Annotated in this window: 6 protein-coding genes, 1 tRNA gene and 1 pseudogene; 3 read left to right on the plus strand and 5 right to left on the minus strand. The window is 57.0% G+C overall.

Features of this window, described 5'->3' with window-relative positions:
- Positions 1-97: 97 nt before the first annotated feature.
- Together lysA and argS are read right to left on the minus strand one after the other, a co-directional pair.
- Positions 98-1,612, minus strand: a complete 1,515-nt coding sequence (gene lysA, locus D8M41_RS05340; protein WP_006888902.1) for a diaminopimelate decarboxylase — start codon at positions 1,610-1,612, stop codon at positions 98-100.
- A gap of 182 nt (positions 1,613-1,794) precedes the next feature.
- Positions 1,795-3,459, minus strand: coding sequence for an arginine--tRNA ligase (gene argS / locus D8M41_RS05345; protein WP_006888909.1), 1,665 nt, complete (start codon positions 3,457-3,459; stop codon positions 1,795-1,797).
- A gap of 214 nt (positions 3,460-3,673) precedes the next feature.
- Here argS and D8M41_RS05350 point away from each other — a divergent pair.
- The 3 genes and pseudogenes from D8M41_RS05350 to D8M41_RS11650 all read left to right on the plus strand — a co-directional run.
- Positions 3,674-3,746: transfer RNA gene (locus D8M41_RS05350), tRNA-Arg, on the plus strand.
- Between the two features lie 230 nt (positions 3,747-3,976).
- A complete protein-coding gene (locus D8M41_RS05355) occupies positions 3,977-4,495 on the plus strand; it encodes an HXXEE domain-containing protein (RefSeq protein ID WP_006888904.1) in 519 nt (172 codons plus the stop codon).
- A gap of 72 nt (positions 4,496-4,567) precedes the next feature.
- Positions 4,568-4,840, plus strand: a pseudogene (locus tag D8M41_RS11650) (TetR/AcrR family transcriptional regulator); the annotation flags it as partial.
- A 64-nt stretch (positions 4,841-4,904) separates the two neighbouring features.
- On the opposite strand, the gene D8M41_RS05360 reads toward D8M41_RS11650, so the two are convergent.
- The 3 genes from D8M41_RS05360 to D8M41_RS05370 are packed head-to-tail and all read right to left on the minus strand — an operon-like array spanning position 4,905 to position 13,002.
- A complete protein-coding gene (locus tag D8M41_RS05360; protein WP_006888860.1) occupies positions 4,905-7,616 on the minus strand; it encodes a DUF6493 family protein in 2,712 nt (903 codons plus the stop codon).
- A 49-nt stretch (positions 7,617-7,665) separates the two neighbouring features.
- Positions 7,666-10,323, minus strand: coding sequence for a DUF6493 family protein (locus D8M41_RS05365; protein ID WP_006888880.1), 2,658 nt, complete (start codon positions 10,321-10,323; stop codon positions 7,666-7,668).
- Complete coding sequence (locus tag D8M41_RS05370) at positions 10,324-13,002, minus strand: DUF6493 family protein (protein WP_006888850.1); 2,679 nt, start codon at positions 13,000-13,002, stop codon at positions 10,324-10,326. It abuts the gene before it with no gap.
- Positions 13,003-13,272 lie beyond the last annotated feature (270 nt).

Here is a 13,272-nt window from a genome sequence, read left to right on the forward strand (position 1 = left end):
ACCGCCATTTACGGGGGTGTCGTTATATTACGGGCGGCTTCCTGGCCGAACTCGCGATTGCGGGGTCATCGCACGGAAAAGATTTGCGGCGCCCGCGCTAGAAGCCCGTGTCCAGAGCGAGCATCTCATCTTCGCTTTGTCGACGAATAATAGGATGCGCCGCCTCCCCCGCCGACGTAGCAATAACCGGCGGGCGGCTCAGGTAGTTATAGTTCGACCCCAGCACATAGCAGTACGCCCCGGTGGCTGGCACCGCGAGAATATCCCCCGCCTGAAGGTCAGCGGGAAGATAGCAATACCGCACCACAATATCACCCGATTCGCAGTGTTTACCTACCACACGAGAAAGCACCTGCTCCCCCACCGGGGCGCGGTTTGCCAGGGTTACCGTGTAGTCGGCGTCGTAGAGCACCGGGCGCGCATTATCACTCATACCGCCGTCCACCGAGACATACCGACGCACTCGAATCTGACCGTGCTCATCCTCAATACTCACGTTTTTAATGGTCCCGACGGTGTAGAGCGTCACCCCCGAGGGGCCGGAAATCGAGCGGCCAGGCTCAAAAGACATGTGCGGAATCGTCATGCCAAGACGCTCACAGGTTGCCGCGACCGCATCCGCAATCGAGACAGTAATCTGCTCAATACTGCGCGGAGTATCGGCCTCGGTATAGCCAATGCCGTAACCGCCGCCCAGGTCAAGCTCCAGCAGGCTAAGACCGTATTTCTGGTTCACGGCATGCATAAAAGTGAGGGCAGTATCTGCCGCCTGTTCAAAGCCCTGAGCCTCAAAAATCTGCGAACCTATATGGCAGTGAATCCCCCTAAATTCCAGGGAATCCGTGACGGCAAGAATACCGGCGGCGAGCATCGCGTAGGATTCGTCCTCGGTGGTTGACCAATATTCAAGTTCGTCGGCCTCCAGCCCGGCAAGACGTGCAGTTCCCGGCTGAAGCGACATCCCAAACTTCTGGTCCTCATGCGCCGTGGCAATAGATTCGTGCGTGGATGCGTGCACACCGGGCGTAATCCGGATGAGCACGGGAACCGCCGGATACGGCTCCAGCCCCTCTGCGACACTTTCTGCGCACAGCTCAGCATACACATCCGTAATGAGTTTAAGCTCATCAATGGAGTCCACCACCACGCGCCCTACCCCGTGTTTGATGGCGCGCTTAATCTCGTCATACGACTTGTTATTACCGTGCAGCGCGATATTTTGCCCGGGAACCTGTGCCCGCAGGGCAATCGCCAGTTCCCCGCCCGATGCCGTATCAAGGCACAATCCTTCTTCATGCGCCCACCGCGCCACGGCGGTGCACAGGAATGACTTTCCCGCGTAGTAGACACTCGCCTGCGCCCCATACCGGGCGAAGGCATCCTCGAATGCTCGGCGGTACCCGCGTGCCCTAGCCCGGAATGTGTCTTCCGAAAATACGTACTGCGGAGTATCAAACTCTTCGACAAGCTCACTCGCTGCAATGCCGTCAATGGTGAGTTCTCCCCCGTGATTACGCTGAAATGAGTCCGTCCAGATGGTGCGGTTCAGCTCAGCGGGATGGTCAGGGCGGGTAAGCCAGTTGGGGGCGTACAGAGATTGCGCGTCGCTCATGCATAGTCCTCGGGTCTTGTGTCACGGTCACAGATTCGTGATGCCATCACCACTATATCGGAACGCCGCGCCGCCACGATGCTGCTGATGGGCGGTGTTCAGATAGCGGATGAGCCTCCGATCAACAAAAGCCGCGTACCCCACCAAGATGGGAGGGGTACGCGGCTTCGGGCCGGTTAGCGTTACATACGTTCGGGGGCGGTGACTCCCAGCAGACCCAATCCGTTGGCAAGCACCTGCCGGGCTGCATTGTTGAGAAGCAAACGGGTGCGGTGCAGATCGGTCACCGGCTCATCACTCTTCGGGGCCACCCGTGAGATACCGTACCAGCGGTGGTATGCGGTTGCCAGGTTTTCGAGATAACGGTTAACACGGTGCGGCTCATAGAATTCGGCTGCGGTGCGCACGGCCGCCGGGTACTGCCCCAGTGCTGCAAGCAGTTCCGTGTCCGCAGGGGAATCCAGCAGCGCGGTATCCACCCCGGCTGCGGTATCCACCCCGGCGTCGGCGGCGTTACGTGCAACGGCGCATGCGCGGGCGTGCGCGTACTGCACATAGTAGACCGGGTTATCGTTACTTTTCTGCACCAGCAGGTCCAGGTCAATGTCGATAGTGCTGTCCACTGAGTAGCGGGTGAGCTCATAGCGTGCCGCATCCACCCCCACAGCCTCTACCAGGTCTTCGAGGGTGACGACATTACCGGCACGTTTTGACATGCGCACGGGTTTACCGTCTTTAACGAGGTTCACCAGCTGCCCAATCATGACCTCAATCTGCTCGGGCTGGTACCCAAGGATCTGGGCGATAGCTTTCAGCCGCCCCACATAGCCGCTATGGTCTGCGCCAAGCATATAAATAGCCACGTCGGCGGGGTTTTCGGAGCGGGTCATTTTGTTTTTATAGTATGCGATATCGCCAGCCACATAGGCGTGGTTGCCGTCAGATTTAATGACCACACGGTCTTTGTCGTCACCGTAGTCGGTGGTGCGCATCCACCAGGCGCCTTCAGCTTCAAAAAGCTGACCGTCCTGTTTCATCTGCTCAATGATACGGTCGGCCTCGCCAGACTCAAATACCGAGTTTTCGTGGAAGAAGACATCAAAGTCGGTGCCGAAACGGTGCAGGGACTCTTTAATCTGCGCGAACATGAGCTCGGTTCCGATTTCACGGAAAATCTCTGCGGGATTCTCGGCATCAAGCGCGTCTGGACGTTGGGCGAGAATCTGATCTTTAATATCGGTAATATAGTCGCCCGCGTAGCCGTCTTCAGGGGTAGGCTCTCCCTTGGCGGCGGCCAATAGTGAGTTGACGAACCGGTCAATTTGGGTTCCATGGTCGTTGAAGTAGTATTCACGCACCACGTTCGCCCCTTCGGCGTTGAGCATACGCGCTAACGCGTCACCCACGGCCGCCCAGCGGGTGCTGCCCAAGTGGATGGGGCCGGTGGGGTTAGCCGAAACGAACTCGAGGTTAATGGTTTTCCCCGCGAACTTATCGCTCGTACCGTAAGATTCGCCTGCTTCTACAATAGTTGCGGCTAGTGTGCCTGCCGCTGCCGCATCCAGGGTGATATTGAGGAAGCCAGGGCCAGCAATATCTACCGTTGACACCCCCGGAATTGAGGCAATTTTATCGGAAAGAACGGTTGCTACTTCGCGAGGGTTCTTGCCAACTTTCTTGGCGAGCTGCAGCGCAATATTAGTCGCCCAGTCACCGTGTTCGCGAGATTTGGGGCGCTCCACACGAACCTGTGGCAGGTCGGCACCATCAACGAGGGTCAGCTGACCGGCGGCAATGGTGTCTTTAAGAACGTGAGTGATAGCGTCTGAGAGTTCTTCTGGAGTCATAAGTTAATAGTTTAGCAATACTCTGCTAGGATAGATGAGGTTCGCCCTTGTAACCGATGCGGATAGAGCACTTGATTCTCCGCTGCGGCACGAAATTCCGAGCGCACAAGGAATTATATTTCGTGCCGAAGCAGACGAACGTTAGTGAGTCTGAGAAGTCGAAGGTTTTTATCATCTGCAACTTTGCTGGGGGCGTCTAAAATTTCATATGTTAGCCCTTGTAGCTCAGTGGATAGAGCGCTTGCCTCCGGAGCAAGAAGTCGAAGGTTCGAATCCTTTCAAGGGCACAAAAACGGTCTGTCTAAACAGTAATTTAGACAGACCGCACTTGTTTAAGGGTTAACCGCCCTTTCCCATCGCCCAAGTACCCCCGCAATAATACCCACACCATCAGAGCAGCAAAGAAGACAACACGTAAAACCACGGCTTGAGGCACAGAGCAGCACCCGCTGTCCCCTTCTCCCCCGTGCACCCATGGTTGTAGCATGAAATTACACGGGAAACTCGGGAGGCTGCAATGACTATTAGCGGTTTTGCTTTAATCACCCTTGTGCTGTTTATGGTGCACGAATTTGAAGAGATTATTTTTGTGCGCCGTTACATTGATAAACATGCCGACGATAACCGATATCATGACGAGCTTTTCGTGGCTGGGCAAGATCATTACCCCTCAACCGCGACTATTGCGGCCATGATCGCTGAAGAGTTCGTTGTTGCCTGCCTCATCCTGTGTACCGGGATTATCCTTGAATCCGTTGAGGTTGTGGCAGCTATATTTATCGCCTACACGTTGCATCTCATCATCCATATTCGTGAGGCAATAATCTTCCCGGGATGGGCACCAGGCAGCAGGACCGCAGTATTTACCATGCCGTTTAACGCTATTACCTTATACGCTATCTTTGCCACCCAGCATATCGATTACCTCACATTAGTTATTTTGACCGTGGTCTTGAGCGCTGTGGTTCTTATTAACCTACAGATGCTTTACCGGCTCTCAGGAAAGATTGAAACGTTAATCCAAAAAATTGCGTAATACGCTTAACCGTTCTTTCTGGTTGCGCAAGCGCTCCCCCGCTATTAGGTTCCCTCCCCTGTAGAGTCAGCTTTCACCGGGCTGCTGCGCTGCCTTGGCACCCACGAAGAATCACAAAAGGTTTTCCTTCGTTTTATTAACGAAGAACTTTTAGAGCGCCTCGCCCCGCAGCTTCCGGTGGAAAACGCCACAACGCGACTTGCCCTCGCAGGGACCCAGATTTTTGGGCTGATTTACACCCGGTACATTTTGAAGATTCCGCCCCTGACCGAGCTCTCTATTGAGCAGACGGCGCGGCTCATTGGCCCCACTCTCGATACATATATGCGCGGCCCCTTGGAATAGGTGGCTGTACCGCCACGAAGCACAGCTAGTGCCGCTTCGTGGCGGTTACCCTATTCTGTGTTTTCTATGCTTCTGCCGCAGCAGCCTCGTCAGCGGCAGCTATGAGGGCATCCGTAGCATGCGGCTCAACGGCAGCAATAGTACGCAGGGCGGATGCTGCAACACCACGTGCTTTCGGTGCGGGGGTAAGATGCTCAGGAACCGGTACCGCCACCCCGTAGTACACGCAGAGCTTCCCCAGCAGGTCAAGGAGCTGGTGGGCGGGCTTTGTCTCATTCAGCAGTTCAGCTAAAACGTGCAGCACCCGGTAGCCGCTCAGGGCGCTCATGTGCGCCGCATCCTCAAGGGTTTGAGCGAGGCGCCCGGCCGTCAGCAGCTTCTCCGCCAGCAGCAGCCGCACCTGGTGCGCAAACCCGGCGGGGTCAAAAAGGTTCGAGGCGCATAAACCCGCAATCGCCTCCGCCGCAGCCGCCCGGTTTTCAGCGCTCTTCGCACTGCTGGCAAGAGCCAACGCGGAGTACACCGGAGCCGTTGGCACTTGGCGGCTAGCTTCAAGCAGCCGCATGGTTCGCTGAACCTCTGGCACCCGGTTCTGGGTCAGGGCGCGCATTAAACGAATGTGAGAGAGAGCGGCATAGGTATCCGGGTTATTCTGCATAAGCCAGGCGAACCATTCAGGCACGTGCTGGGTGTGCGTCCATTCTTCCCTCTCGTGCGTATCGCAGCTGCCGTCAATGCGGGTGCACGGGCCGCCAAGGGCCGCCGACTGCATGGCTCCTACCCCCTGCTCTTCGGTCATCATGGGGGCTTCCCAGATGGGCAGCTCCTGTTCATCCCGCGTTGAGTCCCACCACATGCCCAGATGCGACTGCGGGTAGTGTATCCGCGTCCAGGGACGGGACTGTGCAGGTATGGGGCGCATGAACGGGGCGGCTGCGGAGCCTGAGCGCATTTCGTCAATAAAACGCATCATCTCAAAGATCAGCAGCAGGCTCACCCGCCGGTTTTCAAGGCGGGCATTTCGGGTAATTGCCATGGTGCCGCCGGTAATAGTAGCAATAAGCTCCTGCCAAAGGGCGCCGTCATTATCTTTAACCTCAGCCAGCTCGGCGAGGGCAAGCCCAAGAATCACGTTGTACCGGCAGAGAAACCCCCACGAGCTAACACTCCAGTTCGCCTCTGGGGTGTGGATACCCTGAATCTCACGTATTGTGCGGCGCATGAGCTCCCGGTTCTGCTTATCAATCGCCTCAGTTCCCAGGGTAATGATTCCGTCAAGGATACGTGCCAGCTCTTCACCTGCGCCCATGCCGTGTGTTTCCCCGGATACTTCACTGAGGTGCTCCGCAAGAAGCCGGTTAAGTTCCACCGGGGTTGTAATAGGCTCACCGGGGGCATAGTTATCCGGTAACGGTGCGGTGCGCGGGGCAGGAATAAGGGGGATTTCAGCGCCCCGTGGTGCCGACTCACAGCTGCTCTGCGTATGATGCATCCTCTCCCCCGAAGGCTTCTCAAGTATGAGTTTTTGGGCACTCTGGGAAATATCCGTTGGGTACGACGGAAGAAACTCCCGCACCAGCTCAGACACTTTCTGAGGCACCTCTAAGTAACCATGCTTATTAGCATAATTATTCAGGGCACGGAGCAGACTCAGCTGGGCTTTGACGCTTTTCTTATCGGCACGGCTCAGCACGGCCCCACTGGCGTTTATCAGCTCATACGGGTTATCGAGTGTACCCTCAGCTAGGAGGGTTTTATAGGCGGCTTGGCCCCAAGCGACAGCTGGGCCAGGCTCGGTGCTGAGCAAGCTCAGGTACTGATCTTTACGGGCAAGTATCTCACCCACGGTGGGGGCAAGATGCTTCTGAATATTCAGGTACCAGGCAATATGACGCGCCGAGAAATCGCTGAGCATCCCCGTCAGTGTGGCGTCTAAGAGACGGTCACGGAACCCCGGCAGCCTCGCGCAGAGACTATCGAAGGCAGCCATGAGCTGGCTTTCGAGCAGCTGGTTTTCTTGCGCATCGCCGGCGCGGGTGCCAGTGGAAGAGGTGAGTATTGCCTGCGTGTCCCCCATCCCTTCGGCGGTAAAGAATGCCCAGAATTCCTTCTCACGCAGCCCCTCATCCTCCGTGAGAATACGCACTATACGTTCCGCGTGTGATTCACGGGTGAACGGCTCATCCTGGTAGGGGCGGCACAGGTAGTACCTGATTTCACGCAGATACTCCGGGTGGTACTGCTCGGGCGGTACATCCCGCATGAGGCGGCGCATAATGTGCAGGCTCCACAAATCGTGGCACCAGTGAATGTCCTCAAAAACTTTATTAACCCAGGTTCCGCCGCGGCTCATAATCCCCGCCGCAAACGCTTCACCCGCTTTCTGCCGTGCCGCTGCGTCGGTGTGAAAGCTCTCCTGGGGGTAGATCGGGTACCCGGGGTCTGGGTGGTGTTTCACCCAACGGTCGTCTGCGTCTTCCTGCCCGGTAGAGTGCGCGAATAGCCCTTTCGGGTATGTCACGTGGTCGCGGCGTGCAACGGCCGCACGCAGATAAACCATACGCAGGGTTGGCCCTTCAGCCTCGTACACCGCAGCAAACCCGCCTAGGGCGCGCATGATGGCGGTGCGTTCTTTTTCGTCTGCGTCAGCTAGGATGCTATCAAGCGTGTGCCAGTCTTCGGTGTTTTTATGGGCTAGAGCAGTGCGTAACGCCTCGAAGCGGTTCTGGCTAGGTGGGGTGACAAGACCCGGTTCTGCGGTGGTATTACCGGCCATAATCTTCCTCATATTTATTCAGTGGTACTTGGGGCTGGGCTGGTGCTGGTTATAGCTTGTTCGCTGCCTCTGCTTGCTGCGCCGCCTCCGCCAATAGTTCGGTGGGGTGCGGTTCAAGAGTCAGAATAGTACGCAGCGCCGCTGCAGCCGTGCCGCGGGCTTTCGGCGCGGGAATCAGACGATCAGGTATTGGCACGCTCACACCGTACTGCACGCACAATTGGGCCAGCAGAACGGTCAGCTGATGCCCTCTAGGAATCGTGGTTTCCCCCGTTACTACCGCAGCTAGAGTCTGAAGCACCCGGTACCCGGCTAGGGCGCTCAGCTGCGCCGTATCGTCAAGGGTTTTCGCGATACGAGATGCAATAATCGCCTTCTCATCAAAAAGGAGTATCAGCTCTTTCGCGAGAAACTGCGGGTCAAACAGGTTCGAAGCACACAGCCCGGCAAGTGCCTCAGCAGCGGCGGCTCTTCCTTCGGCCTGCGCCGCCCCGCAGGCGTGCGCTAATGCAGAATAAACGGGCTCCTGCAGCACCCGTCCGGTGTGTTCAAGAGAGCGTAGAAACAATACCGGCTGCATACCGTGGGCCAGCTCCATGTGGGCGTGGGCCGCGTAGGTATCATTATTGTGCTGAAGCATCCACCCCGCCCATTCGCGCACCCGCTGGCGGCCATTAAAAACCATAGCGTCGTGGATCCCGAAGTTACCGTCTATACGATCTGCGGTACCCGCCAGGAGCGCACTCACGGCTGGGTCTTTGCGGTAGGCCTGCGGTACAGGGGCAAACCACCATGCGGCTTCACGGTTCTCATCCCTGCCGTATCCCAGTGAGGGGATCCGGTAGCGCCTGCGTTCCCACGACCGCTGTTGCGGGGGTACCGCAACCATTAACGGGGCGCCTTCTTCGCCTGCGATGATGCATTCAACGAACCGGTTGAGTTCGTGGATGAGCACGGTGCTGAGGGCGCGGTTGGGCAGGAACAACCCGGTATCCCCGCCGACTGTCATATGGGCTATGAGCCTATCCCATGCGGCACCCGCTGGCTTAGGCAGCCCCGCGATTTTGGCGAAGGCAAGCGCCATTAGGGAGCTGTACGGAATGTTATCCCACAGGTGAGCTTCGGCCCCTTCGTCTGTACGGTCGTTGCGCTCACGGTAGCTGCCCACGTATTCTTGGCGGGCCAGCTGCCGAATACGGTCAAAATTCTGCGCATCTACCGCGCCTATACCGTGCGTAATAACTCCGTCAATGATGCGCGGCAGATCCGCCCCGTTTCCGGCATCAATGAGGTGTTCAGCGATAAGCTCGTTCAGCTCGGTTACGCATGGGACAGACACCTTTTGTGCATAATAATGCAGTATTGGTGTGGCGCGTGGGGCGGGTACTTCCAGCGAATCAGCATCTGTTTTTATAGCACCCGTGATGCCTGCACCCTGCGTCCCCTCCAGTGTTATAAGTTTTTGTGCCTTCTCAGCGAGGTCTACGGGGAATGTTGGCAGATGTCCTGCCACTAGTGTGCTGACTTTCTCAGGCACCTCTGCATAGCCGTGCTTTTTTGCATAGCTATTCAGGGCGTGGAGCAGACTCAGCTGGGTCGTGACGCTCTTTTTATCGACTCGGCTCAGTACCGCTTCGCTCGCTGTAAGGAGCCCGCTCATAGTCTCTAGGCTCCCTGATTGTATGAGGCTCTTATAGGCGTTTTGTCCCACACTCACCGTTACCGCAGACGGTGCTGCTAAAAGCGCCGCATAGCTTCCTTCCCGACGGGAAAGCTCACGGCTATCGGGGTGCAGGTGCCGATGAATATTCACGTACCACGTGATGTTTCGCGCTGAGAAGTCACTGAGCATCCCGGCGAGCGCGGCATCTAAGAGACGGTCACGGAAACCCGACACCTGACGGCACAGAATATCGAATGCGGCGGTGAAGTCGTGCTCGACCCTGCTGCACGCCTCGGCGCGTTTTCGCGCGTTCATACCACGAACATCTGAACCGATCTCTGCGAACCGGCGCGTATCTCCCATACCTTCAACGGAGAAAAATTCCCAAAATTCCCGCTGGTACAGCCGCTCATCTGAGGTAAGGATGCGGGCGATACGTTCTGGGCGGGGCTCACGTTTTTTGGGTTCCCCATAGTAGGGGCGACGCAGATAATCGCGGATTGTTGGTAAATAGTTGGGGTGGTACCGTTCGGCTGGTACGTCCCGCATGAGCAGGCGCATGATGTGCAGTGCCCACAGGTTTCTCACACCGAGCATATCGTCCATTACTCGCTGAACCCACGCGCCCCCACGATGCAGAATACCCACAGCGAATGCTTCAGCCGCTGCTTCCCGTACCGACGCATCTGTGCATAGCTGTTCCCCGGAGTACACCGGGTAATTAGTGCCTGGGTGCCGGGCAATCCACGAAGTGCATGGGTCGTTGGCGGAGGGCCACACGAATATTTCGCCCACTTTCTTACGCCCCGCCAAAGCCGCCCGCAGATAGAACATACGCGGGGTTGGCCCTTCCCTCTCATACACTGCGGTAAAACCACCTAGGGTACGCAGCACAGCGGAGCGTTCTTTCTCGCCCGTCCCCACCAGAATCTCGTCTAGTCTCTGCCAGTTCCCGGTCTCTGGTGCAGTAAGGATTGCACGAATCATCTCGGCCAGGCTTTTTACTTGTGAGGTATGCGGCGGCAGATGCACAGGGTCGGTCATTTATTTGTCCTCATCATCGTATTGCAGCCTGTTCGCTGTCTCTGCTTGCTGCGCCGCTTTCGCCAATAGTTCGGTGGGGTGCGGTTCAAGAGCCAGAATGGTACGCAGCGCTGTTGCCACCGTGCCGCGGGCTTTCGGTGCCGGGATCAGACGGTCGGGTATTGGCACGCTCACACCGTACTGCACGCACAACTGGGCCAGAAGAGCAACCAGCGGGTACTCATTTACCACGTCGGTGGATTCCTGCAGCATAGCGTGCAGAGTTTGAAGCACCCGATACCCGGCCAGCTCGTTCAGCTGCGCCGCATCGTTGAGGGTTTTGGCAAGGCGCCCCACAATCATCGCCCCATCAGCCATGAGCAGTTTGAGCTGTTCGGCAAACACGTGCGGGTCAAGCAGGTTCGAGGCGCACAGCCCAGCAATCGCCTCCGCGGCAGCAGCACAGTCGGCATCGTTTTTAGCCCGGCAGGCGTACCCCAAGGCCGAATATACAGGCTCACCCGGTATGCACCTGGTGCGTTCAAAAGTATTCAGAAAAACCCGAATCTCAGGGCGGTGCGGGTAGTTCATCCCAGCGATGAGGCTCATATGTGCGTGCGCCGCGAGGGTGTCTAGGTTATGACTCAGGGCCCACACCATCCACTCATACACCCGCTGCTCGCCTTTAAAATCAACGTAGTCGGCCACCCCAAAATTGCCGTTGGTGCGGGTGAACGGGCCACCCAGAAGAGCGGACTCCACAGGGCTAATATTTTTTCCGGCTTTAATAGCCGGGGCAAACCACAGCGGGGCTTTCCACCCGTGCCCTTCCCAGGCACGCGCCAGTGACGATAATTTATACCGTTTACGCGTCCATTGGCGCTGCTGCTGGGGAACTGGCCGCATGAACGGTACTGTTGCCTGCCCGCCAGCAACCTGACGGGTGAACCGGTCAAGTTCGCGGATGAGCAGGGTGCTTGCTGCACGATTCGGCAGGTGAGATGTGGCGGTTAGTGTCTTTCCCCGGCCTGAAGTCATGGCAGCTATTAGAGCATCCCAGCTAGCGTGTTCAGGTTCGCTAGCGTTCACGGTCACTGTAGCGAGCGCGCACGCTAGGAGCGTTCCGTACGGGACGAGCTCCCACTGGCCTGTTGTCTGCCCGGTTCCTGCATGGTGGGAGTTATCTTGGTTCTTACATTGTTGCCGGGCTAGGCGTTTAATGCGGGTCAGAGTTGGTGCGCTTATTGCGTCAATACCTAAGGTGATGATCGCGTCGAGAATACGCGGCAGATCTGCCCCGTTGCCGACATTAAGCAGATGCTCAATCATTAGTTCGTTGAGTTCGGCAGCATCAGTAACAGGGGCTTCGGGCGCATAGTTATCCGGTAGCGGTACGGCACGTGGTTCGGGAACAATGGGGGCTTCAGCCGGTGCATTCTCTGCGTCGAGGGCCTCTGTTTCGCTATCTGCGGGGCTATTATCGGCGGCTATGATGAGTCTTTTAGCGGGCTCAACCGTATCTACCGGAAACGATGGCAGAAACTCGTTCACTAGTGCAGATACTTTCTGGGGAACCTCAGAAAGCCCATTTTTCTTTGCATAATTATTAAGTGAGCGGAGCAGGCTCAGCTGCGCTTTAACGCTTTTCTTATCGGTGCGGGCAAGTACTGTTCGGCTTGCTTCTATCAGCCCGTTTACCTCCCCCAGCTCCCCGGTTTTCATGAGGGTTTTATAGGCGTTCTGCCCCAGGGCAACAGCCGCCCCGGAGGGCACAGTAAGAAGCGCCGCGTAGCGTGGTTCTCGCACCGAAATCTCAGTGCTGGTGGGCTTTAGGTAACGGTGAATATTTACGTACCACGCAACGTTGCGGGCCGAAAAGTCGCTGAGTGTTCCCGTGAGAGTGGCCTCCAGCAGGCGGTCACGGAACCCGGGAATACGCTCACACAGCTCACTAAACGCACACAGGTAGGCGTTTTTAATCTTCTCTCGGGCTTCTTTCGCACGCGCAGCATCCCAGATGAGTGCCGTATCGTTGCGATGCTCTAGGGACTGCTCATCGCCCATCCCTTCGACGGTAAAAAACGCCCAGAATTCTTTCTTACGCAGCGCCTCATCGTCCGTGAGTATACGCACTATACGCTCCGTCATGGGCTGCGGCGGCAGGTTCAGCCCGTCACCAGATATATAGTTACGCACCATCCGCAAATAAGGCAGCGGGTACTGGTCCGGGGTGAGGTGCCCGGCGAGCGTGCGGCATACCCGCCACACCCATTCGCGCCTGTTCCACACAGAGGCGCAGATTGTCTCTAATCGTTTCGCAATGTCCCCTCGCGATATAAGACCCGCAGTGTAGGCGTGTACCGCACGGTTGAGGGCTTGCTTATCGGCGCGCATGACGGCGGGCGTGTATACGGGGTAGGCGGTTTTTCTGCGTTGTTTCCCCCAGTAGTCCAGGGTATCTGCCCAACCGCCCCCGGCAAGATACTCGGGGTTGGAAGCCAGTGCCGCCCACAGGTAGAGCATCCGCAGGGTGGGGCCTTCGGCCTCATACAGCCCGTACATCCCACCAAGACTGCGGGCGATAGCGGTTCGGTCTTTTTCCGTTGTCTCAATCAAGTAGGTCTCTAGCATATGCCAGTTCTCGGTATCTGAGCCGGTGAGAATCATGCGGATCGCGGCGGTGCGTTCCTTAACACTCATAGCTGTTGCATTCGCCGTTTCAGATGGTCTTTCAGGCAATTCTCGCTCCCTGGTGGTTGGTTGTTGTACACCAATAGTACGGCCTTTTAGCTGCGGATGCGCCGGGGCTAGCTGCCACTAATCACAGCCCTTTCTAAAGCCCCTAGTCGGCGTATTATTGCTGCCTGTATCCGAGCGTTTAATACGCGACGGCGGCACGGCTCTTATCTATTTTTCTCATGGTTCTGCTGGCTCTTACCGCTGTGACGCTGAGAGAATTGGGTAATAGGT

This window comes from Rothia sp. HSID18069, from assembly GCF_003989155.1.
GTDB lineage: Bacteria > Actinomycetota > Actinomycetes > Actinomycetales > Micrococcaceae > Rothia > Rothia aeria.